A 26,082-nucleotide genomic window follows, 5' to 3' on the forward strand; every position below is an offset into this window, starting at 1 on the left:
TCCCTTCGCCTGTGGGCGGCCCGTACGTGACCGGCGTGTGAGGCGGCGGGGGCACGGGAACACCCTCGGCGCCGGGCGGGTGAGGGCCGGCCGGTCAGAACACGGAGAGGCCGGTCAGCGTGGTGAACCGGTCCAGTGCCGCGACGCCGGCCACCGAGTTGCCGCGTTCGTCCAGGCCAGGGCTCCACACGCACAGTGTGCACCGGCCGGGTACGACCGCGATGATCCCGCCGCCGACGCCGCTCTTGCCGGGCAGGCCCACGCGGTAGGCGAAGTCTCCGGCGGCGTCGTACGTGCCGCAGGTCAGCATGACCGCGTTGACCTGCTTGGCCTGGCTGCGGGTGAGCAGCCGGCTGCCGTCGGCGCGGATGCCGTGCCGGGCGAGGAAGCCGGTGGCCAGGGCCAGGTCGGCGCAGGACGCGGCGATGGAGCACTGCCGGAAGTACTGGTCGAGCAGGGCCGGCACGTCGTTGTCGATGTTGCCGTACGACGCCATGAAGTGGGCGAGGGCCGCGTTGCGGTCGCCGTGGGCGGTCTCGGAGGCGGCGACCTCCCGGTCGAAGTCGAGGGCGGGGTTGCCGCTCTCGGCGCGCAGGAAGGACAGCAGCTCGCCGGCCGCGTCGCCGGTACGGGTCTGCAGCCGGTCGGTGACGACGAGGGCGCCCGCATTGATGAAGGGGTTCCGCGGGATGCCGTTCTCGTACTCCAGCTGGACCAGGGAGTTGAACGGGTTTCCGGAGGGCTCGCGGCCCACGTGCTCCCAGAGTTCGTCGCCCTCGCGGGCCAGGTCCAGGGCGAGCGTGAAGACCTTGGTGATCGACTGCGTGGAGAACGGCTGCCGCCACTCCCCCACCCCGTACACGGTGCCGTCCAGCTCGGCGACGGCCATCCCGAAGCTGCGCGGATCGCAGGCCGCGAGGGCCGGGATGTAGTCCGCGGGCCGGCCGCGCCCGGGCGTGCGGCTGATCTCCTCGGCGATGCGCTCCAGGACCGGCAGGAAGGCGAGGGACGACGTCGTTGTCATGATCGCCATTGTGCCTCCCGGCCGGTCCCGCAGCGTAGTCGTGGTGTCTTTTGCGCAGGTCAGGCGATCGGTGCGCGGCTGCCGGCGACGACCTCGGGACGCAGCAGCTCGGCCAGCCTCCCGGCGGGCAGCAGGCCCTTCTCCAGCACCAGTTCGGCCACACCGCGGCCGGTGACGAGGGCCTCCTTGGCGATGTCGGTCGCGGCCGTGTAGCCGATGTGCGGGTTGAGCGCGGTGACCAGGCCGATGGAGTTCTCCACCGTCGCGCGCAGCCGCTCGGTGTTGGCGGTGATGCCGGACACGCAGCGCTCGGCCAGCGTGAGGCAGGCGCTCCGCAGATGCGTGATCGACTCCGACAGGGAGTGCAGGATGACCGGCTCGAAGGCGTTGAGCTGGAGCTGTCCGGCCTCGGCGGCCATGGTGATGGCGACGTCGTTGCCGATGACCTCGAAGGCGACCTGGTTGACCACCTCGGGGATGACCGGGTTGACCTTGCCCGGCATGATCGACGACCCGGCCTGCACCGGCGGCAGGTTGATCTCGCCCAGGCCCGCGCGCGGGCCGGAGGACAGCAGACGCAGGTCGTTGCAGCTCTTGGAGAGCTTGACCGCGATCCGCTTGAGGACGCCGGACATCTGGACGAAGGCACCGCAGTCCTGGGTGGCCTCGACCAGGTTGGCGGCCGTGACCAGCGGGAGGCCGGTGATGACGGACAGGTGGCGGCGGGCGGCCTCGGCGTAGCCGGCGGGGGCGTTGAGGCCGGTGCCGATGGCCGTGGCACCGAGGTTGATCTCATGGATCAGCTCGACGGCCTCGGCGAGACGGCTGCGGTCCTCCTCGATCATGACGGCGAATGCGGAGAACTCCTGGCCGAGCGTCATCGGCACCGCATCCTGCAACTGTGTACGGCCCATCTTGAGCACGTCACGGAACTCGACGGCCTTTCGGGCGAAGGCGTCCTGGAGTACAGACATCGCCTTGAGCAGCCCATGTACCGCGAAGACCGTCGCTATCTTGACGGCGGTCGGGTAGACGTCATTGGTTGACTGGCCGAGGTTGACGTCCTCGTTCGGGTGCAGATGCGTGTACCGCCCCTTGGCGTGGCCGAGCAGTTCGAGCGCCCGGTTCGCCACGACCTCGTTGGCGTTCATGTTGGTGGACGTGCCGGCCCCGCCCTGGATGACGTCCACGACGAACTGGTCGTGCAGCTTGCCGGCCCGGATCTCGCGGCAGGCGGCGACGATCGCGGCGGCCTTCTCGGGCGCCAGCAGTCCGAGTTCCTCGTTGGCGAGGGCGGCGGCCTCCTTCACGGCGGCCAGGGCGTCGATCAGGTGGGGGTAGGCGGAGATCGGAGTGCCGGTGATGGGGAAGTTCTCCGTGGCGCGCAGGGTGTGGATGCCCCAGTACGCGTCGGCGGGCACGTCACGGTCGCCGAGCAGATCGTGTTCGCTGCGGGTGGCGGCGTTCATGAGGGTACGGATCCTCTTTCTGAGGGGTCGAGGGCAGGCGCGCCCCGACGGGGTGCGGGGAACTGCGCGTCTGTGGGCGCGGGGAACCGCGTGTCAGCGGGGTGCCGGCAGCTGTGTGTCAGCGGGGTGCGGGGAACTGCGCGACCGGTCGCACACGGCCCGCGGACCGGCGACGGCCCGCAGTCCCCCGTCGGCCCGTCGGATGCGGCGGACTACGCGCAGGCGGTGAGCGGCAGGGGATCCAGCGCACGCACCGGCCGCACGCAGCCCACCGGCTCCCCTCCCCCGAGCAGCGGCTCCCCCGCGAACTCGGTGAGCAGCCCGGGGTCCACGCCCGCGCGCGCGAGCGCCGCCGCCGCGACCGGGATCCGCGCCCGGTTCGCCCCGTCGGCGATCTTCACGGCGATCGCCGTGCCGTCGGGCAGCGCGGCCACCTGGACGCCCTCGAAGCCGTCCTTGGCGAGCAGCCCGGGCACGGCCCGCATGAGCGCGGCGACATCGCGGCCGGAGCCGGAGGCCATCTCGGCGTGTTCGCGCATGGCGTCGGCGACCCGGGCCTCGGGGGTGCCCGGCGCGGCGGAGGTGATCCGGGCGAGGGCGCGGGCGAGGCCGTGCAGGGAGACCGAGAACAGCGGGGCGCCGCAGCCGTCCACCGTGACCCGGGCGACGCGCTGGCCGGTCAGGTCCTCGACGATCTCGGCGACGGCCTGCTGGAGCGGGTGCTCCGGGTCGAGGTAGTCGTCCAGGGACCAGCCGTTGAGCTTGGCGGTCCAGAGCATGGCCGCGTGCTTGCCGGAGCAGTTCTGGGCGAGGCGGGAGGGCTGCCGGCCCTCGCGGACCCAGGTGTCCCGGACCGCCGGGCCGTACGGCATGTCGGGCACGTTGCGCAGGTCGTCCTCGGTCAGGCCGGCGAGTTCGAGGATGCGCCGGGCGCCGGCGAGGTGGCGTTCCTCGCCGGAGTGGCTCGCGGCGGCCAGCGACAGCAGCTCGCCGTCGAGGGGCAGCCCGGCCCGCAGCATGGCCACGGCCTGGACGGGCTTGAGGGCGGAGCGCGGGTAGAAGGCCGCCTCGATGTCGCCGAGCTGGAACCGCACCTGGCCGTCGGGGCCGAGGACGACGACGGAGCCGTAGTGCATGCCCTCGACGACACCGCCGCGTATGAGGTGGGCGACGGGGGCGTGGAGGGGTTCGCGGACGAAGGGCGCGTCGGCGGGGGAACTGCTGTACATCACTGCCTGCATCATGGGGTCGGGGTCGGCCGGAACGCGGGTCACGCGTCGGCGCCGGTGGAGGTGCGGGTCATGCGGGCGCGGATGCCGTACCAGCCCGCGACCAGTGCTGCGACGATCAGCGGCAGACAGAGCACGGTGGTGCGTCCGGCGCCGCCGTCGGCGTACATGAGGACCAGGACGCAGGCGAGGAACGCCAGCGTCACGACTTCGGTCCAGGGGGAGCCCGGCAGGCGGTACGACGGCCGGGTCAGCTCGCCCTGCCGGGTCTTCTGCCAGAAGCGCAGGTGACAGAGCATGATCATGCCCCAGGTCGCGAGGATACCGAGTGCCGCGAAGTTCAGGACGATCTCGAACGCGTCGGCGGGGACCACGTAGTTCAGGCCGACGCCGAGCACGCAGACACCGCTGGTGAGCAGGATGCCGCCGTAGGGGACCTGGCTGCGGCTCATCCGGCCGGTGAACTCGGGGGCCGAGCCGCTCATCGCCATGGACCGCAGGATGCGGCCGGTGGAGTACAGGCCGGAGTTCAGCGACGACATGGCCGCGGTCAGGACGACCAGGTTCATCACGTCACCGGCCGCCGGGACGCCGATGTGCGACAGCACCGTGACGAAGGGGCTCTCGCCGGCGACGTAACTGTTCCAGGGGAGCAGCATCGACAGCAGGACCACCGAGCCGACGTAGAACAGGCCCACGCGCCACATGATCGAGTTGATCGCCTTCGGCATGATCTTCTCCGGGTTCTCGGTCTCGCCGGCGGCGACGCCGACCAGCTCGACGGAGGCGTAGGCGAAGACGACGCCCTGGATGATCAGCAGCATGGGCAGCAGGCCGTTGGGGAAGACGCCGCCGTTGTCGGTGATCAGGGAAGGGCCGGGGTGGTGGCCGTCGACCGGGTGCTGGGTGGCCAGCAGGAAGATGCCGATGCACATGAACACGACGAGCGCGCCGACCTTGACGATCGCGAACCAGAACTCCAGTTCGCCGAAAATCTTGACCGAGATCAGATTGACGGTCAACACGACCCCAAGGGCGATCAACGCGATCAACCATTGCGGGACGTCGGAGAACATGCCCCAGTAGTGGGTGTAGGTGGCGACCGCCGTGATGTCGGCGATACCGGTGGTCGCCCAGTTGAGGAAGTACATCCAGCCGGCGGTGTACGCGCCCTTCTCGCCCAGGAACTCCCGGGCGTACGACACGAAGGCGCCGGAGGACGGGCGGTACAGGACGAGTTCGCCGAGGGCACGGACGACCAGGAACGCGAAGACGCCGCAGACGGCGTACGCGACGAAGAGGGAGGGTCCGGCGTCGGCGAGCCGGCCGCCCGCGCCGAGGAAGAGGCCGGTGCCGATGGCTCCGCCGATGGCGATCATGTTGACGTGCCGGTGCTTCAGGCCCTTGCTGTAGCCGGCGTCTCCGGCGTCGACATGGCCGGTCGAGGGGCGCGTCTCGTCTTTGAGGTGCTGCTCGCTCACGCCTCGGGTCCGCCTTCCGTAGGGGGGTCCGTCCGCTGGGGACGCATGATGTCGGTGAGGGTCGTCTCGACGCGGTCCAGGTGGTGGCTCATGGCCTCCAGCGCGTCGTGCTCGCAGCCGTCGACCAGCGCCTCGACGATCGCCCGGTGCTCGCGGTTGGACTGCTCGCGGCGCCCGCCCAGCTCGTTGAGGAACGCCGACTGACGCGCCAGTGCGTCGCGGATCTCCTCGATGACCCGGCGGAAGACGGGGTTCTGGGCGGCCTCGGCCACGGCGAGGTGGAAGAGGGTGTCCATCGCGACCCAGGCGGTGGTGTCCGTCTCCCGCTCCATGCGGTCGAGCAGGTGGGCCAGGTGGTCCAGGTTCTCCGGGGTGCGGCGCAGGGCCGCGTAGCCGGCGACCGGGATCTCGATGTGGCGGCGCACCTCCAGCAGGTCGCTGGCCGCGTAGTCGCCGAAGGTGGGGTCCTCGACGGTGTTCGCGACGACGAAGGTGCCCTTGCCGGTCCGGGAGACCGTCAGACCCATCGTCTGCAGCGCGCGCAGCGCCTCACGCAGCACCGGGCGGGACACCTCGAGGGTGCGGCACAGCTCGGCCTCGGAGGGGAGCTTGTCGCCGATGGCGTACCGGCCGCGCTCGATGGCGCTCCGGAGGTGGTCGAGCACCGCTTCCATGGCGCTGACGCGCCGGGGGGCGAGACCACCTGTCTGGCTGTCTGACAGGTTCACGGGAGCGATCCTGCGGGTCGCGAGCGGAAACTGTCAAGGTGTGACGCAAAAAGACATTCACGGGGTGCGGCGCCTGAATGCAGGCATCCGCACCCCGTGGGTGATCAGCGGTGTTCGCTCAGCTGTCGAGCGTGCCGGTGGCGAGCAGGCCGAGCAGCAGCACGCCGATGACGACCCGGTAGAGCACGAAGGCGTTGAAGGAGTGCTTGGCGACGAACTTGAGCAGCCAGGCGATGGAGGCGTAGGCGACCACGAACGAAACGATCGTGCCGACGGCAAGCGGGGCGGCGCCGACGCCCGCACCGAGGGCGTCCTTCAGCTCGTACAGGCCCGCGCCGGTCAGGGCCGGAATGCCGAGGAAGAAGGACAGCCGGGTGGCGGCGACGCGGTCCAGGTCCAGGATGAGCGCGGTGGACATGGTGGCGCCGGAGCGCGAGAAGCCGGGGAAGAGCAGGGCGAGGATCTGCGAGCAGCCGACCCACATCGCGTCCTTGAAGGAGGTGTCGTCCTCACCGCGCTTGTGCCGGCCCATCTGGTCCGCGGCCCACATCACCCCGGAGCCGATGATCAGCGAGCCGGCGACCACCCACAGCGAGGCCAGCGGTCCCTCGATCAGCGGCTTGGCGGCCAGGCCCACCACCACGATCGGAATGGTGGCCGCGATCACCCACCAGGCGAACTTGTAGTCGTGGTGGTAACGCTCCTCGCGGTTGGTCAGACCGCGGAACCAGGCGGTGACGATCCGCTTGATGTCCTTGAAGAAGTACACGAGCACGGCGGCGATGGCGCCGACCTGGATGACGGCGGAGAACCCGACGACGGACTTGTCGTCGACGGGGATGTCCATGAGCCCTTCGGTGATCTTGAGGTGGCCGGTGGAGGACACCGGGAGGAACTCGGTCACCCCCTCGACTACTCCGAGGACGACGGCCTGACCGACGGAGATGGCGCTCATGGGATCCAGTTCTGGGGAGGATTGGTCGACAGTGCTGTAGACAGTACTCACTATGCCCGGGCGCAGGGCAAGCGCCTAGGCCCACAGGGCTCCGGCGAGGGCGGCGCCGGCGAACGCCGCTGCGAGTCCCGCCACCACACTGGCCACGACGTTCACGGCAGCGTAGACGCCGGCGCCGGCCTCGGTCAGCCGCAGGGTCTCGTAGGAGAACGTCGAGTACGTCGTCAGCGCACCGCACAGCCCGGTCCCCAGCAGGAGCCGCAGATGGGGCCCGGCCACCCCGGCGGAGACGGCGCCGGTCAGCAGCCCGAGGATCAGGGAGCCGAACACGTTCACGACGTACGTGCCCCACGGGAAGAGCGAGTCGTGGCGGGCCTGCACCGCGCGGTCGGTGAGATAGCGCAGGGGCGCGCCGACCATGGCCCCCGCGACGACCAGCAGCCAGTTCACAACGACTTCTTACCTTCCGGGTCCGTTCCGTCCGACCCGGCGGTCCGTCCCCCGTACCGGACGATCTCGCACTCCTCCAGGGTCACCAGCCCCTCGCCGATCACTTCGTCGAGCAGCGGCAGGAACGCCCGGATCCGCTCTTCGGTGTCCACGACGATCACCGCGGCCGGCAGGTCCTCGCTCAGCGACAGCAGGCGGCAGGTGTGGACGCAGGAGGTGGCACCGAAGCCCTCGATGCCCCGGAAGACGCTGGCACCGGCGAGTCCGGCGGCATGCGCGCGGTGCACGATCTCGGAGTAGAGGGGTTTGTGGTGCCAGGTGTCGTTCTCGCCGACGTATACGGTCAGCCGCAGGGCGCGGCCGGTGAGTGACGTCATCGCTGTCTCCCGGTGAGGACCCGGCGGGCGGCGGCCGAGGCCAGCCACACCGCGGCGAGGGCCGCGCAGAGCGTCGCGGCCAGGTAGGCGAATGCCAGGCCGGGGCGGCCGGCGTCGACCAGTGCACGGATGTCGACCGCGTAGGTGGAGAACGTGGTGTAGCCGCCGAGGACCCCGGTGCCGAGGAAGGGCCGCAGGAGGCGGTGGGCCGCCCACACCTCGGTGATGAGCACCATGAGGACACCCATGGCCGCGCAGCCGGAGACATTGGTCCAGAAGGTCGCCCAGGGGAAGCCGCCGGGGGGTGTGGGCCAGGCGAGCGTGAGCGCGTAGCGGGCCACCGCGCCGAGCGCGCCGCCGGCGGCCACGACGCCGACCACGGGCGCCTGCGCACGCCACTCGGCGCGCCGGCGTGACGCGGGACGGACGCCGGGCGTCTCCGTTTCCGGGGCTGTCATGCTGGCACGTCTCCTGTTCGGCCCTGCCCCGACGGGTGATCCCGGCCGGGACCAGGGTACCGCCGGGTCAGCGGGCGGCCGGCCTGGCGCAGACGGCCACGCCGGACTCCCAGACGCTGCCGAGCACCAGGTGGTCGCCGACCGCGCCGACACTGGTGACCATACGGAACCCGGACCGGCGGCGCGCGAGGTGGTGGACGGTACGGCCCTGGTCGTCGACGGCGATCACGCCGGTGGTCCCGCTCGGGCGGTACGGCGCGCGCACTGCGGCGCGGGCGGCGGCGCGGCGGACGGCCGGCGCAGTGCGGTGCAGCAGGTCCAGGGCCGGGACCCGGGGGGCGGCCAGGGCGACCCAGATGGGGCCGTCGGGGCCCTCGCGCCAGAGGTTGTCCGGCATGCCGGGGAGGTCGGCGAAGGGTTCGGCGCGGCCGGCGCGGGGGCCGGTGAGCCGGTAGCGGGTGAGGCGGCAGGCGCCGGTCTCCGCGATCACCAGGAAGGTGCCGTCGGCGCTCGCGACGAGTCCGTTCGCGAACTGCAGCCCCTCCAGCACGACTTCGGGCTCCCCGCCCTCGGGGCCGAGCCGCAGGAGCCGTCCGGTGCCGGTGTGTTCGACGATGTCGCCGATCCACCGGTCGAGGGAGTGGCGGCGGCTGGAGACGGTGGCGTACACGCTGCCGTCGGCCAGGGCCACGGCGTTGCTGCAGAAGCGGAGCGGCTCCCCCGCCACCGAGTCCGCGAGGACGCGGACGGTGCCGTCGCCGGTGCCCACCCGCAGCAGGCCGCGTTCGGCGTCGCACACCAGCAGGTCACCGTCCGGCAGGAGTTCGAGACCGAGGGGACGGCCGCCGGTCTCGGCCAGCACCTCCACGCGGGCCGCGCGCGGGTCGCCGAGGTGGTGGAGGCGGAGGATGCGCCCGTCCGCCACTCCGGTCAGCACGCGCCCGTGCGGATCGGGGAGGACGTCCTCGGGGCCCTGGGCGCCCAGGGATACGTAGTGCAGCGGCACGAGTTCCCCGGGTCGCTCCATGCGTGGCCCCCTCCGCCTGTCGCCCTCTGTCGTCCTGCGCGTCACCAGCCCTTCTCAAACATCCTGGCCACCTCGGCGATGCGGACCTCGTCGCGCCGGTAGTGGGTGCGGCAGCGGATGCGGCGGGTGCGCAGGACGCCGAGGCGGGTGAGGAAGTCCAGGTGGGCGACGGCGGTCCGGCGGGGTACGCCCAGCTTGGCGGCGACGGCCCGCGCGGTGACGCCGGTCGCGGCGAGGTCGCGGCGGCGCGGGGCCGGGAAGTGAAGTGCCGGGTCCTTGAGCCATTCCAGGATGGTCCGCCGCATCCGGCCCGAGGGAGTCTTCGTCATCCGTCCGCCTCCGCTTCCGGCCTCCTCGTACGCAGTGTTCCCACTGTGGCGCGGGCAACGCCGTCGCGTCCGGGACTCGACGGCCGTTGTCCGGTACCGAACGGCCGTGCGATCGGTGAGGTGTCCCGCCGCCCCGGGAACACGGCGAGGGCCCGGCCGCCGTGTGCGACCGGGCCCGTCGCGGACGGCTCAGCGATGGCCGAACCACGTCATGGAGGAGCGCTCTTGGCGAGGGAGGGGGTCCCGCCGCGGGGCGCCGTCACCGCACCTGTGGTCTCACCAGCCCCGTCTCATAGGCGATGACCACCGCCTGGGCGCGGTCGCGCAGGCCCAGCTTGGCGAAGACGCGGGCCGCGTGGGACTTCACCGTGGCCTCGCTCAGGGTCAGCTCGGCGGCGAGTTCGGCGTTGGACAGGCCACGGCCCATCAGCGTCAGCACCTCCCGCTCGCGCGGGGTGAGCGCGGCCAGGTCGGCGGGCACGGCCTCGATGGTGTGCTCGGCCTCGGTCGCGTACCGCTCCACCAGGCGCCGGGTGATCTGCGGCGCCAGCAGGGCGTCTCCGGTGCCGACGAGCCGTACCGCCGCCGCCAGGTGCTCGGGGGTGACGTCCTTCAGCAGGAAGCCGCTGGCTCCGATCGACAGGGCCGTGTACACGTACCGGTCCAGGTCGAAGGTGGTCAGCATGAGCACCCGGCAGCCGGGCGCCTCGCCCAGGATGTGCCGGGTGGCCTCCAGGCCGTCCATGACCGGCATCCGGATGTCCATGAGGACGACGTCCGGTTTCAGCTCGCGGGCCGCGGCGACGGCCTCGGCCCCGTCGGCGGCCTCGCCGGCCACCTCGATGCCCCGGGCGGTGAGGATCAGCCGGAAGCCGGTCCGGATCAGCGTCTGGTCGTCGGCGATCAGGACACGGGGCGCCCGCTCGGGCGCGTCCGGGGTCACGGACGGTCCAGGGGTATGCGGGCACGGACGCGGAAGCCGCCGCCGAGTCTGCGCCGGGCGTCGAGGTCACCGCCGTAGACGGCGACCCGTTCGCGCAGGCCGAGGAGGCCGCGCCCGGTTCCCTCGCCGTGCCGTCCGCGGGTGGCCGGCGCGGTGCCGGTGAGCACGCTGGGGCCGGTGTTGAGTATCTCGACGCGCAGGGCGTGGTCGGCGTAGCGCACGGTCACCTCGGCCGTGCCTCCGTCGCCGTGCCGCAGTGCGTTGGTCAGGGACTCCTGGACGATGCGGTAGGCGGTCACGTCGATGCCCTGCGGCAGCGGGCGGGGCTCGCCCGAGACGCGGACCTCGACGGGGAGGCCGGCGAACGATATCCGGTCCACAAGCGGGCCGAGCCGGTCGAGTCCGGGCTGCGGGTCCAGGGGCGTGTGTGCCGCGTCCGCGCCGGGCTCCGGGGCGCTGTCGCTGCCGTCCTGCGCGGGTGCCAGCAGGCCCAGCAGATGTCTGAGGTCGGTCATCGCGCCGCGGCCCGCGTCCTCGACCGCTCCGAGTGCCGTCGCGGCCTCATCCGGCATGGTGCCGAGCACCTCCCGGGCGGCGCTCGCCTGGACGACCATCAGGCTGACGTTGTGACTGACGATGTCGTGCAACTCGCGGGCGATCCGGTCCCGTTCGGCCGCCATCGCGGCCTCGGCGGCGCTCTCCCGCTCCCGCTCCAGCAGCCAGCCGCGCTCCCCCACCGCCGCCCGCCAGCGGCGCCGGGTGCGCACCAGCGCCACGGCCAGCCCCAGCACGGCCGCGCACGCCACCGCCAGCGCCGCCGTCAGCATGTCGTACTCCCCCATGCCGTTCATGGTTGCAGACGGCTCTGACATCCGCATCGACCTGGGGATTCAGTGTTCTGCATCCGGAGGATGAGTTCGGCGGCGGAGTGCCATCCGGAGGTGGATGCCGAGGCCGTGGTCCCGCGTCTAGCGTCCTGCCCATGGTCAATGAGGTGAGAACGGCTGACACCGTCGTACGGCTCGACGGGGTGCGCAAGGAGTACGGCGAGACCGTGGCGCTCGACGGGGTGTCCCTGGAGATCAGGGCCGGTGAGGCGGTCGCGGTGATGGGCCCCTCGGGGTGCGGCAAGTCCACGATGCTCAACATGATCGCCGGCCTGGACCGGCCGTCGGACGGCACGGTCGTCGTACACGGCGAGAGCGTCGGGGAGTTGAGCGAGAAGGGTCTCGCACTGTACCGGCGGCGCCGGATCGGCATGATCTTCCAGTTCTTCAACCTCATCGACGACCTGTCCGCCCTGGACAACGTGGCGCTCGCCGCCCAGTTGACGGGGACTCCGGCCCGGCAGGCCCGCCGGCGCGCGCTGGAACTGTTCGAGGAGCTGGGCATCGCCGGCCGGCGCAACGCCCATCCGGCGGTGCTCAGCGGCGGCGAGCGGCAACGGGTCGCCGTGGCCCGGGCGTTGATGAACCGGCCCGCGCTGCTGCTGGCGGACGAGCCGACCGGCGCGCTGGACAGCCGGGCCGGGGAGCAGGTGATGGACCTGCTGATCGATCTGAACCAGATCGGTCAGACGCTGATCATCGTCACGCACGACAGGCATCTGGCGCAGCGCTGCGCGAGCCGTCTGGTGGAGCTGGCCGACGGCCGGGTGACCGGCGAGCAGGCCCTGGAGCCGGCGGCATGAGGGCGGTGTGGAAGGCCGCGCGGGCCGCCGTGCGCCGCAGGCGGTTGCAGACGCTGGTGATCTGGCTGGTCACGCTGGTGTCGACGGGGGCGCTCGTGGTGGCGCTCGGGCTGGTGGACGCCGCGTCCGCGCCGTTCGACCGCATCTTCGGCGCGCAGCACGGGCCGCATGTCGTCGCGGTGTTCGCGCGGGACAGGGTGCCGGACGCCCAGCTGACGCGCGCGGCCCGGGCGCCGGGGGTGGAGGCGGTGGCCGGGCCGTTCGCACAGGCCGCGGTGAACGTTCCGCGCGGTGCGTCGGACTACGGTCTCGGCGGTGAGATCACGGTCGTGGGCCGTGCCGGTCCGGGCGGTGCGGTGGGCCGGGTCGACCTGTGGGCGGGGCGGTGGGCCACCCGGCCGGGCGAGATGGTCCTGAACCGGCAGTCCGAGTGGACCGCCGACGACCTCGGCAGGAAGTTCCACGTGCCGTCGGGTCCGACGCTCACCATCGTCGGGTTCGCGTTCGACCTGAGCCACACGGCGGACGCCTGGGTCGCCCCGGAACAGATCGGGGCCCTGCATCCGACCGGCAGCCAGCTGCTGTTCCGGTTCCACGACGCGGCGACGGAGAGCGGGCTGCGCAAGCAACTGGCCGAGGTGACCGGAAAGCTGCCGCGGGGCGCGCTCGCCGGGTCCCGGACGCACCTGGCGCTGAAACACCGGATCGGCAGCAACGCGCGTGCCTACGCGCCGTACCTGATGGCGTTCGGTGTCCTCGGCATCCTGGTCGCGGTGCTCATCGTCGCCAACGTGGTCAGCGGGGCCGTGGTGTCCGGATTCCGGCACATCGGGATCCTCAAGGCGCTCGGTTTCACCCCGGGGCAGGTGCTGGGCGTCTATCTGACGATGATCAGCGTTCCGGCCGTCCTGGGCTGTGCGCTCGGCACGTTCGTCGGCAACCTGCTGGCCCATCCGTTCCTGAAGTTCGCGTTCACCGGGCCCGCCTCGGGGGTGCTGCACGACAGCCTGGGGATCGCGCCGTGGGTGAACCTGCTCGCCCTGCTCGGCATGCCCCTGGTCTGCGTGCTCGCCGCGCTCGGGCCCGCGGTGCGGGCACGGCGGATGCCGGCGGCTCGGGCCATCAGCGCGGGCAGCGCCCCCCGTCACGGACGCGCGCTCGGCATCCAGCGGCGGCTGGCGAGCGCCCGGCTGCCCCGGTCGGTCAGCCTCGGCGCGGGGCTTCCGTTCGCCCGGCCCGCGCGCAGCGCGCTCACGCTGGCCGCCGTGGTGCTGGGGGTGACGACGGTGACGTTCGCGGCCGGCCTGGCGGCGACGCTCGACAGCTACGGGAACGTCGGTCACTCCACCTACGACGTGACCGTGTACGTGGGCAACCACCGGCACGGCAAGGAGGTGCGGCCGGTGCACGGCGACAGAGAACTCCAGTCGCTGCTGGGCGGGTTGCCGGGCGCGACCCATGTCACGGCGCGCTCGGACGACGAGGCGCTCCTCGTCGGCAGCACACAGGTGGTCATGTTCGAGGGCCGGCGCGGCGGCCGGTCGCTGGACAGCGCGCTGGTGCGGGGCCGCTGGATGCGGCGGACCGGAGAGGTCGTGGCCGGCTCGCCGTTCCTGCGCCGCAACGGGGTGCACCTCGGGGACCGGATACGGCTGCGCAAGGACGGCCGCGAGGAGGAGGTGACCGTCGTCGGCGAGACGTTGGACACCGACGACCGGCTGGTGATCGGCGCCTGGCCGACGGCGACCGCCCTCATGCCACGCGTCCAGCCGATCGCCTACCACGTGAAGCTGCGCGAGGGCGCGGGCCAGGAGGCGTACGCCCGCGCCGTCCGGGCCGCCGATCCGGGGCTGTCCGTCCAGCTGAGCGGTTCGAACAGCGTCACCGGCACCATCATCGGCTCGGCGACCGGGCTCACCCTCATGCTCGCTCTGGTCGCTTCGCTGGGGGTCTTCAACACCGTCGTCCTGAACACCCACGACAGGCGCCGCGATCTCGGCATGCTCAAGTCCATCGGCATGACCCCGCGGCAGGTGACGGTGATGACGGTGACGTCCATGGGGGTGCTGGGCGCTCTGGGGTCCCTGATCGGTGTGCCGCTGGGCATCGCCGCCCACGGGGTGGTCGTCCCGCGCATGGCCGCCGGGGTGGACATCACCCTGCCCCGGGCCATGACGGACGTCTGGCACGCTCCCCTGCTGGCCGTCCTGGCGCTCGCCGGCGTGCTGATCGCCGTCCTGGGCGCGCTGGTCCCGGCCCGCCGCGCCGCCCGCCTCACCGTCGCCGAGGTGCTGCACAACGAGTGACGGCGGCAACCGGTCAGGATCCGAGAAGCCGCCGCGGGCGCCCCGGCCCTAGCGTGGGAGCACCGACGAGGAACCCGTCGGGTCACGTCTCTCGAAGGAGTGAGCCTCATGACCGCCGGCCTGCAGACGATCATCTACCCGGTCAAGGACCTGGACCGCGCCAAGGCCCTGTTCGGCGCGCTGCTGGGCGTCGAGCCGTACGCGGACGAGCCCTACTACGTCGGCTACAAGGCCGCCGGCCAGGACGTCGGCCTGGACCCGAACGGGCACGCCAAGGGCATGACCGGGCCGGTGCCGTACTGGCACGTGACGGACCTGCGGCAGCGTCTGGCGGCGCTGGTGGAGGCGGGTGCGGAGGTGCTCCAGGACGCGCAGGACGTCGGCGGCGGCCGGCTGATCGCCTCCGTGAAGGACGCCGAAGGCAACCTCGTGGGCCTGCTTCAGGACCCGGCCGCCTGAGCCCCGAGGGCCGCCCCCACCGCAAACTAGTTGCACACTCAACGATTGGCTGGATCGGTGCTACGGTGCGGGTATGGCAGTCACAACGGTCGAAACCCGGCTCGAGGAACGCTGGCGGGACATCCTCGCGGTGCACGCGCGCACGATGTGCGAGATCGACCGCGCCCTGCACCCGTACGGGCTCGGCGCCAGTGACTTCGAGGTGCTGGACATCCTCGCGACGGAACGGCCCGAGCAGGGCGAGCAGTGCCGGGTGCAGAACCTGGTCGGCCGGGTCCACCTCAGTCAGAGCGCGCTGTCCCGGCTGATCGGCCGGCTGGAGAAGGACGGTCTGGTGGTGCGCTCGGTGTGCGCGGAGGACCGCCGCGGGGTCTGGGTCGCGCTCACCCCGAGGGGCCGCACGCTGCACGCCGAGGTGCTTCCGCTCCAGCGCGCTGTGCTCCGGCGCATGCTGACCGAGCAGGAGCGCTAGGGCCTCTCGTTCGGATCATGCCGGGTTCGCGCGGTCTGATCCGAACGGAAGACCCTAGAGCACCAGCTCGGCCCCGTCCGGCAGGATCTCGGCGCCGTGCTCGGCCACGCGTGCGCGTGCGAGTGAGCCGGGGTCGAGCAGCGGGTTGGTGTTGTTGAGGTGGGTGTAGATCCGGCGCGGGCGGGGGTGGCGGGCCAGCGCGGCGAGCGTGCCGTCCGGCCCGGTGACCGGCAGATGTCCCAGGGCGGCCTGCCCGGCGCCGGAGCGCACCGTCGTGCCCATCTCGTCGGCCGCGAAGAACGTGCCGTCCAGCAGCACGCAGTCGGCCTCGGCGCACAGCTCGTCCAGGGCGGGGCTCCAGGCCCCGACGCAGGGCGCGTACACCAGCACTCCCCCGCTGGCCAGGTCCTCGATGCGGTAGGCCGTCACCCAGGGCCCCGCGGGCGCGGGCGCCTGGGCCGGCACGTACCTCGGGATCCTCGCGCCCATCGGGTGAGCGGTCACGACGAGTCCCCCGGCCAGCACGAAGCCGCCGTCGGCGAGGCTGTCCGCCCATTCCCAGGGTGCGTAGCGGTCCAGCGCGGCACGGGCGGGGCCGAGGACGGCGCGTACCGGCGGTGCCGCGTACACCTTCAGGCCCGCCGCCCCGCGCAGCGACGCCAGGCCGCTCACATGGTCGGCCTCGGCGTCGGTGAGCAGCACACCGCGCACCGAGGTCTGCCGGGGGCCCGGCCCCGGCCACAGGGCCGGGGTGGCGGCGAGCTGTGCCCGCAGGTCGGGTGAGGCGTTCAGCAGCCACCAGTCGCGGCCGTTGCCGCTGACGGCGACGCACTCCTGGGTCCGGGACGGCAGCTTGCCGTCCCGGGCGGCGGCACACAGCGCACACGCGCAGTTCCACTGCGGGAAGCCGCCCCCGGCGGCGGTGCCCAGCAGGACGACCCTCACGGCCATCGGTCCCTTCGCGTTCGCCCGGACTTGTCCTCCGCTGGGATCTTCCCTTCCCCGGGCCGGTGACCACCCGGGAGCGGGGAAGAGTTCCGGCCGACCTTCGCCGGGCCGCAGGTCCGCCGGGCGGCGCCGCGGGACGGGAGGGGCCGGGGAATCGCGAAGCCGGGATCAACCGGGTTCGGGCCGATCCACGCCGGTGAGCCGGTGAGCCGGAGCGCCGGTGAGCCGGAGCGCTCCACAGCGGCAGCCGCCGGAGGCGGAACACCGGCCCGGGGCACAGGGCCCCGGGGAACCGAGAGGGTGCGAAGGACGCTGCCGAGGGCCGGCCCCGGAACCAGCAGGCCGACCGCGCCTCACGGCATGCCCCGGGCTCGTTCCGCCGCCCGGAGGCAGGGAACGGGGTCTTTGCGCCGCCCGGGCCGGGAACGAGGTCTTTCCGCGGCCCGGAGGCAGGGAACAGGGCCCTTGCGCCGCCCGGGGGCAAGGCACAGGACCCATCCGCCGCCCGGGGGCAGGGAACGACCGGCCTGGCGGGCGGGCGCGGCTGCGGTGGGGTCAGCGGGCCAGCAGCGTGCGGACCCCCTGCGAGGTCAGTGTCAGCGAGTGGGTGGAGCTGCCGTCGATGGCGAGGGAGAGGTCCTCCGCGGGCCACTGCGCGGCGAGCGCGCCGAGCGGGATCAGGCGGTAGCGCGAGACGAAGGGCAGCAGCTCGGCCATCTCGCCCTCCGTGGTGAACACCGGGACGACCTGGTCGCCTCCGGGCTGCTCCAGGACCGGCAGGGCCACGGTCGTGGCGTCGGCCCCCTCTCCGTCCACCGCGTCGTCCGGCACCGGGACGAGCACGTCACTGTGGGCGAGGGTGTCCAGGGCGATCTGGTCCTCGGCGTTGACGGCCAACGCGTCCAAGGCCTGCTGGGCCGGCGTCGGCGTGGCGTCGTGTGCGGGTGTCTCCATGGCTGATCCCCAGGTAGCGGCGGTCGTACGGGCCGCCCGGGCGGGCTGGCGCCCGGGGTGCTCCGGCTCGCGTACCCGGTGGGGTCCGGGGCATGCGTGCAGATCGCCGGGAGGACCGGTGACGGAACCGCACCGGGCTCCGGCGGCCAGGGGTCGGGGGCGCATCGTACGGGGCCCCGGGGCCGGAGGCCCGGGGGGCTACGGGACTCCGATGGCCGGAGATCGGGGGCTACGGGACTCCGACGGCCGTAGGTCGGGGGCGGAACCGTAGCGGGCTTCGGCGAGCCTGACCGTGGGCTGCCACGGCCGCCGGCCGTCTCGTGGCCGGCGGGGATTCCGGCGGTCATGCGTACGCCGCCCTCCGCGACCGGCGAGGACCCCGGCGGTCATACGTACCGCCCCCTCCGCGATCGCCGGGGTTCCGGCGGTCATGCGTGCTGCGGCTCCCCGTCGGGTGTCGGGCTCGGGGCCCGGTTCTCCTGGTCGCGCACGCGGCCGCGGCCCAGCAGCAGCGTGCCGAGGAAGCCGAGCGCCAGGGCGACGAGGACGCCCAGGTTGGCGTACGCCCAGGCGCCGGTCCTACCGCCGAGGCCGAACGGTTCCAGCAGATAGCCCTGCCAGGTCAGCCAGTTCGCGGCGGTGTTGGTGACCAGCCCCCATCCGACGGCCGTGGCGGCGAGGGTGAGGCACAGCGGGAGGAGCGGGACGTCGCCGTAGCGGCCGTGCGGCCGGTACAGGTCGGCCTCGTCGTAGTCGCGGCGGCGCAGGGCCAGGTCCGCGAGCATGACGCCGGCCCAGGCGGCGATGGGCACGCCGAGCGTGGTGAGGAAGCCCATGAACTGGCCGAGGAAGTCGTCGGCGAAGAACACGATGTAGACCGCGCCGGCGATCATCAGCACGCCGTCGACGAGCGCGGCCAGGTAGCGCGGCACCCGCAGGCCGGCCGAGAGCAGGGCCAGGCCTGAGGAGTAGATGTCGAGGACGGCACCGCCGACCAGGCCGAGGACGGCGACCACGGCGAACGGCACCAGGAACCAGGTCGGCAGGATCGTGGTCAGCGCGCCGATCGGGTCGGCCGCGACGGCCTTGCTCAGGTCCTCGGATGAACCGGCCAGCAGCAGGCCGAAGACCAGCAGGACCAGCGGGGCGAGGGAGGCACCGAAGGTGGTCCAGCCGATCACTCCCCGGCTGGAGGAACTGCGGGGCAGATAGCGGGAGTAGTCGGCGGCGGCGTTGACCCAGCCGAGGCCGAAGCCGGTCATCATGAACACCAGCGCGCCGATGAACTCCTGCGTCGAACCCGCCGGGACGGCGCCGACCGCGCTCCAGTCGATGCGGTCGGCGACGAGCGCGACGTAGACGATCGTGAGGACGCCCGTGACCAGGGTGATCCAGGTCTGAAGCCGCATGATCAGGTCGAAGCCCATGACCCCGCCGGCCACGGTCAGCCCGGCCACCACCAGGAGGCCGAGCACCTCGGTGCTGGTGCCGCCGCCCCAGCCCAGCCGGCTGAAGACCGTCGCGGTGGCCATCGTGGCGAGCGCGGTCAGCACGGTCTCCCAGCCGACGGTGAGCATCCAGGAGACCACGGACGGCAGCCGGTTGCCGCGCACACCGTACGCGGCGCGGCTCAGCACCATGGTCGGTGCCGAGCCCCGCTTGCCGGCGACCGCTATGAAGCCGCACAACAGGAACGAGACGACGATGCCGAGCACGCCGGCGGCGAGGGCCTGCCGGAAGGAGATGCCGAAGCCGAACGCGAAGGCGCCGTAACTGAGGCCCAGCACCGAGACGTTGGCCCCGAACCAGGGCCAGAACAGGGTGCGCGGGGTACCCCGGCGCTCCGTGTCCTCGATCACGTCGAGACCGTGGGTCTCCACTCGGAGGGCCCGGCCGGTGGACGCGCCGCCGAGAGGGTCCTGCGGAGACGCCATCACTGAGCCACCTGCCCCACCTGTCTAGACGTTTACGATCACGCTAGGCCGGTGGTGAGGGGGCGTCAAGGCGTCCCGGGGGCGGCGCCGTACGGGCCGTTCACCTCGTCGCGCATCTCCGTCTCAGCGGTCGAACTCCTCCTGGATCGGGGTCTTCGGCTCCTCCCACAGGTGCTGGGCGACGCCGGGCCTGCCTCCGCGCCCCGCCCGCTGTCGCCGCTGCGCGGCGCCGTGGCCGTGCTCCGGTTCCGGGGCCACGCGGACCGACCTCGCCACCTCCGCCCGGCCGGCGTACTCCTCGGCGGGCAGGCCGCGCAGGGCCATGACGACGTCGTCCGAGGCGCCCGCCTGCTCCGCCGCCGTGACGAGCCGGTCCCTGTCGGCCGGGTAGGTCACCTCCTTCAACGCGTCCAGCACCTCCGGGACGCTGGTGTGTGCCGTGCCCATGACGTCTCCCTCATGCGTCGTCCTCGTCCCCCTCACGCGTCGTCCTCGTCCGTGGTGTCATCGGCGGGGTCCGATCCCTCCGCCTGGGACGGAGTGGTGCGGTCCGGCTGCTCCGCGTCATGGGCGTCCGCCTCCGGCTCGCCCTCGGCCTGGGAAGGGGTGTTCTCGCTCATCTGGTCCTCGGCTCCTCTCGCACGTGATCCCGTGTCTCTCCGGAGCCCCCGAGTACCCGTGCGTCGCGGGGCGCACCGCCGGACGGAATCCCTGAATCCGCTTCGCTCGCGTGGGTACCTGACCGGTCCGGCGCAGCATGCGGCGCCGGCGACAGGACCGTGTCCCATCCGACCGCCCTGGAGGAGCCATGGCGGATGTCAGCCCCACCGACCTGCAAAAAGCCCTGTCCGGCGTGGAGTACCCGGCCGATTCCGAGCAGCTTCGGAAGGTCGCCGAGAACAATCACGCCCCCAAGGAGATCACCGAGCGGATCTCCCACCTCGGGAAGAAGGAGTTCCAGAACCCGGCCGAGGTCAGTAAGGCCGTCTTCCGGAACGAGTGACAGCGATCGCCACGGACGCGCGGCGGCCGGACGCCTTGTGGCTCCGGCCGCCGCCTCATGTGCGCGAGCCTGCGACGGCGCCCCCTCGCGAGGTGACATCCATCACAGTCTTGTCAACTACTAACCATGCTCCCTAGTAGGTGCCCCACTCTCGACATATGGGATTTGTCCGGCTTGCCATAGGCGTGAGCCGCCGCCCGGATGCCGACGGACCGGCCGATCGGCATCCCGCCGTATCGGTCGCCGAGTGGGCGTTCCTGACGGTGCGACAGTGTTGCGCAAACATCGCGATCGCGAAGTCGACATGTCTTGATGTGCCTGACAAGGGCCACGAGGGCGTACGAAGCCCGATAGTAGAAGCGCCCTTTGCGCTCCTTGTGAGGCCGTCCCAAGAATGAGTGCTCCGCGATCACCGAGCGAGGTTGACGTATGGGCCAGCACCGCAAAACGAAGCACTACCGGCGGATAGTCATCGCCGTCGCCGCCATGGGCGCCGTGGGCGTGCCATCCGTCGCCCTGGCCTGTTCCGACTGGCCGTCCGCCACGGACCCCCAGTCGCAGGCCGCCCTGACGAGCGCGCCCGTGGTGCAGTGGCAGCACACTCCCGGGCATCACCACCGCAACGGCGTCGAGACCGTCGTACCGACCACCGCGCCGCGGACGGCCGCGCCGAAGACCACCGCACCGGCCAGGCCTCCGGTCACCGTTCACCCGAGGGCCAAGAAGAAGGTCACGGTCCTCCGTCCCCAGCGGACCACGGCTCCGAGCGCTCCCAAGGCCACTACGGCCCCGGTCGCCCCGAAGGCCTCGGCCCCGACCGCCCCGAAGGCCTCGACCCCCACCACCCCGAAGGCCTCGTCCCCCTCCGCGCCCAGCACCCCGAAGCCCGCCACCACGGCGTCCGGGGTCACCGCCGAGATCCTCCAGCTCGTGAACGCCGAGCGGGGCAAGGCCGGTTGTCAGCCCCTGACCCTGAACGCGACGCTGACCAAGGCGGCGCAGGCCCACAGTGCCGACATGGCGGCTCACCAGAACATGTCGCACACCGGATCCGACGGGTCGAACCCGGGCGACCGCATCACGCGCGCCGGCTACACCTGGAGCAGCTACGGCGAGAACGTCGCCTACGGCTACAGCACGGCGCAGCAGGTCATGGCGGGCTGGATGTCCAGCCCGGGCCACCGGGCCAACATCCTCAACTGCGGGTTCAAGGAGATCGGTGTCGGTCTCGCGCAGCCCGGCAGCTACTGGACCCAGGACTTCGGCACGTCCCGTTGACCGCCGGCGGCCGGCGGGTCCGCCCGCCGGCCGGGGCCCGGTGGCTCGGGGAGGGTGCGGAAGAACAGCCAGCTCAGTAGCGGCATCAGGACCAGCGGGGCCAGCGCGGTCCGCAGGGACGTCGCGTCCGCGACCCGGCCGATGAGGGGACTCACCAGGCCGCCGACGCTGACGGTCAGCCCGAGGGTGATGCCGGCGGCGGTGCCGACCCGAGAGGGCAGGTAGTCCTGGCCGAGCGTCACCTGGAGCGAGAACGGGACGTAGAGGCCGGCGGAGGTCAGGGCCACGCACAGGTACAGGGCCGGGCCGGGGACGAACACGACGCCCGCCACCGCCGCGGCCGAGAGCAGGTACGACCAGCGGCACACCGTGACCCGGTCCCTGCGCCCGGCCAGCCGGCCGCCCAGCACGGAGCCGGCCGCGCCGCCCAGATAGAGCACGAACAGCGCGGCCGTACCGGCCGCCACGCTGCCGCCCAGGCGCTGTGCCGCGTACAGGGACAGGAAGCTGCTCAGGCCGGTGAACACGACCGAGCGGCACACCACGGCCAGCGACAGCCTCAGGAAGGACGCCCGGTCGTCGGTGCCCGCCGCCGGTGCCGGACCCAGGAGGCGCTGCCGCTGCCCCGGCGCGCGCAGCACGGTCAGGGTCAGCGCCGCACCGGCGAGCGCCGGCAGCACCAGCAGCGGGGTCCAGCGCAGTCCGCCGGTGCCCACGACGGCCGCGACGAGGAGGGGCGCCAGGGCGAAGCCGACGTTGCCGCCCAACGAGAACCAGCCCATGGCGCCGTGGCCGCCCCCGCCGGCCAGCCGTGCGACACGGGCGGACTCGGGGTGGTAGGCGGCCACGCCGGCTCCGGACACCGCCACGCACACCAGGGTGAACGCGTACGAGTCACCGGTGCCGCTCAGCGCGATGCCGAGGCCGGCCAGGAGCGTACTGGCCGGCAGCAGCCAGGGGACCGCCCGGCGGTCGGTGAGCACCCCGAACAGCGGCTGCGCCACCGAGGACAGCAGGGAGGCGGCCAGGACGACGCCCGAGGCCGCGGCGTAGCCGTAGGCGCGCTCGGCGACGAGGAACGGGATCAGGGACGCGACGGCCCCCTGGTAGACGTCGACACAGGCGTGCCCGACGGACAGCAGGGTGATGGAAGCTTTCCTTCGCATCCGGCCATGCTCCGGCCCGGCCCGCATGTCGCGCTTTCGATAAACTGCCGGGTGATGCCGCAGATCCGCCATGAGCCGGTGGCCCCCACGCGCACCCAGTGGCTGGACTCCGGCGCGACGATAGACGCCCACCGGCACGACGAGCACCAGATCGTGTACGCGGGCCGGGGCGTGCTGGCCGTCGCGACCGACGCGGGTTCCTGGATCGCACCGGCCACCCGCGCCATCTGGGTCCCGGCCGGCACCGTCCACGCCCATCAGGCGCACGGCGCGCTCGAACTGCACCTGGTGGGACTGCCCGCGACCGAGAACCCGCTCGGCCTGGACGCGCCGACCGTGCTCGCCGTGGGCCCGCTGCTGCGCGAACTGATCGTCGCCCACACCCGTACCCCGGAGGACGGCAGTCCCGAACGGGCCCGGCTGCGCGCGGTGTTGATCGACCAACTGCGCGCCTCGCCGCAGCAGCCGCTGCGCCTGCCCACGCCCGTGTCCCCCGTGCTGCGCGCGCTGTGCGACATCCTGTGCGCGGATCCGGCCGACGGCCGCACCCTGACGGAGCTGGGCCGGGAGGTCGGGGCGAGCGACCGTACCCTCTCCCGGCTGTTCCGCCGCGACCTCGGCATGACGTTCCCGCAGTGGCGTACCCAGTTGCGGCTGCACCACGCGCTGGTCCTGCTCGCCGAGCGGACGCCGGTGACCATCGTGGCGCACCGCTGCGGCTGGTCCTCGGCGAGCGCGTTCATCGACGTCTTCCGGCGCACGTTCGGGCACACGCCGGGCAGCACTCCGGAACCGGCCCGGCCGTACGCCGGCCGCGCCGACGGACCGGGGTCGTGAGGGCCCGCACCGGCCGGGACGGCCCGGCCCGGTCGTGACGGGCCCGGCCGGTCGTGACGGCCCGGCCCAGTGACGGCTCGCACGGTGACGGCTCGCACCAGCTGGTGACGGTTCGTCCGGCCGGGTACGGTGCGGCCCGGTGACGGCTCGGCTCGTTCCTGACAGTGGGTCCGGCGGGTATGAGGGCCCCGCCGGGCGGTGGTTCAGAGCTTGGAGCCGAAGTCCTGGGTCCACCAGGGGCCGCCCGAACCATTGTGGACGCCCACGCCGATGTTCTTGAACGAGCAGTTGAGGATGTTGGCCCGGTGGCCGGGGCTGTTCATCCAGGAGTCCATCACCGACTGCGGGGTCTGCTGGCCCCGGGCGATGTTCTCGCCGTACGTGGACCAGCGGTAGCCCGCCGCGGTGATGCGCTCGCCGGGGCCGTTGCCGTCCGGGTCCGTGTGGTCGAAGAAGCCGCGGGCGGCCATGTCGTCGGAGAGGCCCTGCGCGGCCTTGTCCAGTTGCGAGTCCTCGGTGACCGGACCGCATCCGGCCGACGCCCGCTCCTTGTTCACCAGCGCGACCACCTGCGCCACCGTGCCCGTGGGCGCAGGCTGTGCCTGCGGAGTGCGGGTGGCCTGCGGAGTGACGCGCACGGTCTGCTGTGCCTTGGGGGTGCTGGTCTTCTTCTTCACGGGCCGGGGGCTCTTGGAAGGGCTCGGCTTCTTCGAGTGCGACGGGGACGGTGACGCGGACGCCGACGGCGACGACGAGGTCACGGCGGCACTGGGCTTCGCGAGGTCCGCCACGGGAGCGTTGGCGGCCGGCGCCGCGGTCGTCTCCTTCTTCTCCGTTCCGGAGCCGGGGCCGAGGTACCAGAGGCCGCCGCCCGCCACGCAGACCGCCACCACCGCGCCTCCGACGGCCCGGCGCCGGATCCGCCGCCGTCGCCGCGCGTCGTCGCGAGCGGTCGTACGCCGGCGCGAGGCACGCAGCCCGACCTGTTCCGTCTTCGCGCCCCGGCCGTAGCCGCCCGCGTCCGTCCCGCCGGCGTCCTGGCCCGGCACCGCGGAGCCCTGGTCCCAGCCGGCCGCGCCGCCGTCCGGTCCGGCGGTGCCCATGTCCATGGCCGGGTGGGTGGTTTCCATGTCCGTCGGGAGCGGGACCGCCGAGCCGGCCGCGGTCATGCCGGTCGCCGCGGACCGGGTCGTCGCGAGCAGCGCCGTGGACACGCCGACCAGCGCCAGCCCGGCCAGCAGGCCCTCCGCCGGCAGCAGACCGCTCCACAGGCCGCCGCAGCGCACGCAGTCGCGGGCGTGCCGGGCTATCCGCTTGCGCCACAGCGCGGAGGGCAGGCCGTCCCACGTGGCCAGCACACCGCGCAACTCCTCGCAGGGGGGCCGGGTGTCCAGCGCCCGTACCACCACGCGGGCCGCCTCCAGCCGTGCCTTCATCCGCTGCACCCGTACGGCGGTGTGCTGCGGCGAGACACCGAGGGCCGTGGCGACCTCGGCCCGGGTCAGTTCACCGGCGCACTCCAGCCACCACAGCGAGAGCACCTCCCGGTCCTCCGGCTCCAGCCAGCGGGTGGCGCGCGCGGTCTCCTGGCGCTGGCCGGACAGCTGGAGCCGGACGATGGTCAGGTCCACGAAGTCGGCGCCCGGGTCGGCGACATCGGCGGTCTCGTCCACGGCGTCCGGTGCGAGCTGCCGGTCCTGCCAGTGTGCGCGCACCCGGTTCATCGCGATGGCCACGAGCCAGGAGCGGAAGCTCTCCGGGGTCCGCAGGTCGCCGAGCGAACCCAGGGCCCGGAGCATGGTCTCCTGGACCACGTCGTCGACGTCGACCGAACCGTTCAGAGCCCGCCCCACGATGTTGTACACCAGCGGGAGGTAAGCGCTGACCAGGGCGTCCTGGGCTGCCCCGTCCCCCGCTCGGGCGGCGTTCACCAGTGCCGCCGTGTCCACCGTGTGCTGTGTGCTCATCAGAACTTCCCTGTCCTCGACGCCGAACGATGCTGTCCGTTACCTGGGAGACCGCTCGGTGCGGTGCCGATAACAGTTCTTCGGAAAATCGTTCGAGGGGGAAGCTCACAGGAGTGGCGCGACGGCCGCAAGGAGAGAGATCACATCCGGGCACATCCGGGCAGCGTTCCCTCACTCCTCGCCCACCGGTACCGGTCGTCGCCGCACCGGCCCCGCCCGTCCGTCACCCGGCCCGTCCCGTACGCCACTCGACCCGTCCCGTCCGTCACCCGGCCCGTCCCGTACGCCACTCGACCCGTCCCGTCCGTCGCTCGGCCCGTCCCGTACGCCACTCGACCCGTCCCGTACGCCACTCGGCCCGGCGTGTGGTCGGAGGGCGACGCCGTCAGGCGGGCTTCGCCGACGACACCGCCGTCATCGTGACCTTGTCGTCGCAATCGGCGAACACGCCGTCGCCGGAGGCAATCGGGGAGGCGGGGCCGGGGTACCCCGGGCGGCCTCGCGGACCGGGTGCCGCCCGCCGGCCCGCGGGCCTTGGTGGCCGGGGCCGCCGGGGTTGCAGGGGGCGCCGGGGTTGCCGGGTCCGAGACGGTGGACG

27 protein-coding genes are annotated in these 26,082 nt (G+C 72.7%); 7 read left to right on the plus strand and 20 right to left on the minus strand.

What is annotated here, in order from left to right:
* Window positions 1-94 precede the first annotated feature (94 nt).
* The 13 genes from JK361_RS17910 to JK361_RS17970 all read right to left on the minus strand — a co-directional run bounded on the left by JK361_RS17910 (window position 95) and on the right by JK361_RS17970 (window position 11,312).
* Window positions 95-1,033 carry a glutaminase gene (locus JK361_RS17910; protein ID WP_201819001.1) on the minus strand — a complete coding sequence of 313 codons (939 nt, stop codon included), beginning with the start codon at window positions 1,031-1,033 and terminating at the stop codon, window positions 95-97.
* A gap of 50 nt (window positions 1,034-1,083) precedes the next feature.
* Window positions 1,084-2,493 carry an aspartate ammonia-lyase gene (gene aspA, locus JK361_RS17915; RefSeq protein WP_201819003.1) on the minus strand — a complete coding sequence of 470 codons (1,410 nt, stop codon included), beginning with the start codon at window positions 2,491-2,493 and terminating at the stop codon, window positions 1,084-1,086.
* Between the two features lie 212 nt (window positions 2,494-2,705).
* Entirely contained in the window at window positions 2,706-3,722 is a 1,017-nt protein-coding gene (locus JK361_RS17920; RefSeq protein ID WP_201819005.1) for an asparaginase, read from the minus strand.
* Window positions 3,723-3,763: 41 nt separating this feature from the next.
* The gene (locus JK361_RS17925; RefSeq protein WP_201819007.1) at window positions 3,764-5,203 is read right to left on the minus strand and encodes an amino acid permease; all 1,440 of its coding nucleotides are present in this window, start codon (window positions 5,201-5,203) and stop codon (window positions 3,764-3,766) included.
* Complete coding sequence (locus JK361_RS17930; protein WP_201819009.1) at window positions 5,200-5,931, minus strand: FadR/GntR family transcriptional regulator; 732 nt, start codon at window positions 5,929-5,931, stop codon at window positions 5,200-5,202. Before JK361_RS17930 ends, JK361_RS17925 begins: the two co-directional genes overlap by 4 nt.
* Before the next feature lie 118 nt (window positions 5,932-6,049).
* Window positions 6,050-6,886 carry an undecaprenyl-diphosphate phosphatase gene (locus JK361_RS17935; RefSeq protein WP_201819011.1) on the minus strand — a complete coding sequence of 279 codons (837 nt, stop codon included), beginning with the start codon at window positions 6,884-6,886 and terminating at the stop codon, window positions 6,050-6,052.
* 75 nt (window positions 6,887-6,961) lie between these two features.
* On the minus strand, window positions 6,962-7,336 hold the full coding sequence (gene crcB, locus JK361_RS17940) for a fluoride efflux transporter CrcB (RefSeq protein ID WP_201819013.1): 375 nt from the start codon (window positions 7,334-7,336) through the stop codon (window positions 6,962-6,964).
* A complete protein-coding gene (locus JK361_RS17945; RefSeq protein ID WP_201819015.1) occupies window positions 7,333-7,713 on the minus strand; it encodes a DUF190 domain-containing protein in 381 nt (126 codons plus the stop codon). Before JK361_RS17945 ends, crcB (JK361_RS17940) begins: the two co-directional genes overlap by 4 nt.
* Complete coding sequence (crcB, locus tag JK361_RS17950) at window positions 7,710-8,171, minus strand: fluoride efflux transporter CrcB (RefSeq protein ID WP_201819017.1); 462 nt, start codon at window positions 8,169-8,171, stop codon at window positions 7,710-7,712. The genes JK361_RS17945 and crcB (JK361_RS17950) overlap by 4 nt, the downstream gene beginning before the upstream one ends.
* A gap of 67 nt (window positions 8,172-8,238) precedes the next feature.
* The gene (locus tag JK361_RS17955; protein ID WP_201819019.1) at window positions 8,239-9,198 is read right to left on the minus strand and encodes an SMP-30/gluconolactonase/LRE family protein; all 960 of its coding nucleotides are present in this window, start codon (window positions 9,196-9,198) and stop codon (window positions 8,239-8,241) included.
* Window positions 9,199-9,239: 41 nt separating this feature from the next.
* Window positions 9,240-9,527, minus strand: coding sequence for a helix-turn-helix domain-containing protein (locus JK361_RS17960; protein WP_201819021.1), 288 nt, complete (start codon window positions 9,525-9,527; stop codon window positions 9,240-9,242).
* A gap of 259 nt (window positions 9,528-9,786) precedes the next feature.
* The gene (locus JK361_RS17965; protein ID WP_201819023.1) at window positions 9,787-10,470 is read right to left on the minus strand and encodes a response regulator; all 684 of its coding nucleotides are present in this window, start codon (window positions 10,468-10,470) and stop codon (window positions 9,787-9,789) included.
* On the minus strand, window positions 10,467-11,312 hold the full coding sequence (locus tag JK361_RS17970) for a sensor histidine kinase (protein WP_236053172.1): 846 nt from the start codon (window positions 11,310-11,312) through the stop codon (window positions 10,467-10,469). Before JK361_RS17970 ends, JK361_RS17965 begins: the two co-directional genes overlap by 4 nt.
* A gap of 140 nt (window positions 11,313-11,452) precedes the next feature.
* Here JK361_RS17970 and JK361_RS17975 point away from each other — a divergent pair, with 140 nt between their 5' ends.
* The 4 genes from JK361_RS17975 to JK361_RS17990 all read left to right on the plus strand — a co-directional run bounded on the left by JK361_RS17975 (window position 11,453) and on the right by JK361_RS17990 (window position 15,397).
* Entirely contained in the window at window positions 11,453-12,160 is a 708-nt protein-coding gene (locus JK361_RS17975) for an ABC transporter ATP-binding protein (protein WP_201819025.1), read from the plus strand.
* On the plus strand, window positions 12,157-14,466 hold the full coding sequence (locus JK361_RS17980; RefSeq protein WP_201819027.1) for an ABC transporter permease: 2,310 nt from the start codon (window positions 12,157-12,159) through the stop codon (window positions 14,464-14,466). Before JK361_RS17975 ends, JK361_RS17980 begins: the two co-directional genes overlap by 4 nt.
* A gap of 108 nt (window positions 14,467-14,574) precedes the next feature.
* Window positions 14,575-14,925 carry a VOC family protein gene (locus JK361_RS17985; protein ID WP_201819029.1) on the plus strand — a complete coding sequence of 117 codons (351 nt, stop codon included), beginning with the start codon at window positions 14,575-14,577 and terminating at the stop codon, window positions 14,923-14,925.
* A 73-nt stretch (window positions 14,926-14,998) separates the two neighbouring features.
* On the plus strand, window positions 14,999-15,397 hold the full coding sequence (locus tag JK361_RS17990) for a MarR family winged helix-turn-helix transcriptional regulator (protein WP_201819031.1): 399 nt from the start codon (window positions 14,999-15,001) through the stop codon (window positions 15,395-15,397).
* Window positions 15,398-15,451: 54 nt separating this feature from the next.
* Here JK361_RS17990 and pqqB read toward each other — a convergent pair whose 3' ends face one another.
* The 5 genes from pqqB to JK361_RS18015 form a co-directional block, all read right to left on the minus strand.
* Window positions 15,452-16,348 carry a pyrroloquinoline quinone biosynthesis protein PqqB gene (gene pqqB, locus JK361_RS17995; RefSeq protein WP_236053173.1) on the minus strand — a complete coding sequence of 299 codons (897 nt, stop codon included), beginning with the start codon at window positions 16,346-16,348 and terminating at the stop codon, window positions 15,452-15,454.
* Between the two features lie 552 nt (window positions 16,349-16,900).
* Window positions 16,901-17,299, minus strand: coding sequence for an SseB family protein (locus JK361_RS18000; protein WP_201819032.1), 399 nt, complete (start codon window positions 17,297-17,299; stop codon window positions 16,901-16,903).
* Window positions 17,300-17,727: 428 nt separating this feature from the next.
* Window positions 17,728-19,233 (minus strand): purine-cytosine permease family protein, encoded by a 1,506-nt coding sequence (locus tag JK361_RS18005; protein ID WP_201819034.1) that lies wholly within the window; start codon window positions 19,231-19,233, stop codon window positions 17,728-17,730.
* 123 nt (window positions 19,234-19,356) lie between these two features.
* A complete protein-coding gene (locus JK361_RS18010; RefSeq protein ID WP_201819036.1) occupies window positions 19,357-19,680 on the minus strand; it encodes a DUF2795 domain-containing protein in 324 nt (107 codons plus the stop codon).
* Between the two features lie 32 nt (window positions 19,681-19,712).
* Window positions 19,713-19,853, minus strand: a complete 141-nt coding sequence (locus tag JK361_RS18015) for a hypothetical protein (RefSeq protein ID WP_201819038.1) — start codon at window positions 19,851-19,853, stop codon at window positions 19,713-19,715.
* 188 nt (window positions 19,854-20,041) lie between these two features.
* Between JK361_RS18015 and JK361_RS18020 the strand changes: the two genes are divergently transcribed.
* Together JK361_RS18020 and JK361_RS18025 are read left to right on the plus strand one after the other, a co-directional pair.
* Window positions 20,042-20,236, plus strand: coding sequence for a DUF2795 domain-containing protein (locus JK361_RS18020; RefSeq protein WP_201819040.1), 195 nt, complete (start codon window positions 20,042-20,044; stop codon window positions 20,234-20,236).
* 429 nt (window positions 20,237-20,665) lie between these two features.
* On the plus strand, window positions 20,666-21,514 hold the full coding sequence (locus JK361_RS18025) for a CAP domain-containing protein (protein WP_201819042.1): 849 nt from the start codon (window positions 20,666-20,668) through the stop codon (window positions 21,512-21,514).
* Here the strand turns inward: JK361_RS18025 and JK361_RS18030 are convergent.
* The gene (locus tag JK361_RS18030) at window positions 21,481-22,680 is read right to left on the minus strand and encodes an MFS transporter (protein ID WP_201819044.1); all 1,200 of its coding nucleotides are present in this window, start codon (window positions 22,678-22,680) and stop codon (window positions 21,481-21,483) included. The two genes, JK361_RS18025 and JK361_RS18030, sit on opposite strands and share 34 nt — an antisense overlap.
* A gap of 54 nt (window positions 22,681-22,734) precedes the next feature.
* Here JK361_RS18030 and JK361_RS18035 point away from each other — a divergent pair, with 54 nt between their 5' ends.
* Window positions 22,735-23,517 carry an AraC family transcriptional regulator gene (locus JK361_RS18035; protein WP_201819046.1) on the plus strand — a complete coding sequence of 261 codons (783 nt, stop codon included), beginning with the start codon at window positions 22,735-22,737 and terminating at the stop codon, window positions 23,515-23,517.
* Between the two features lie 203 nt (window positions 23,518-23,720).
* On the opposite strand, the gene JK361_RS18040 is transcribed toward JK361_RS18035, so the two are convergent.
* Entirely contained in the window at window positions 23,721-25,484 is a 1,764-nt protein-coding gene (locus JK361_RS18040; RefSeq protein WP_201819048.1) for a sigma-70 family RNA polymerase sigma factor, read from the minus strand.
* Window positions 25,485-26,082: the final 598 nt, after the last annotated feature.

The organism is Streptomyces musisoli, assembly GCF_016741855.1.
GTDB lineage: Bacteria > Actinomycetota > Actinomycetes > Streptomycetales > Streptomycetaceae > Streptomyces > Streptomyces musisoli.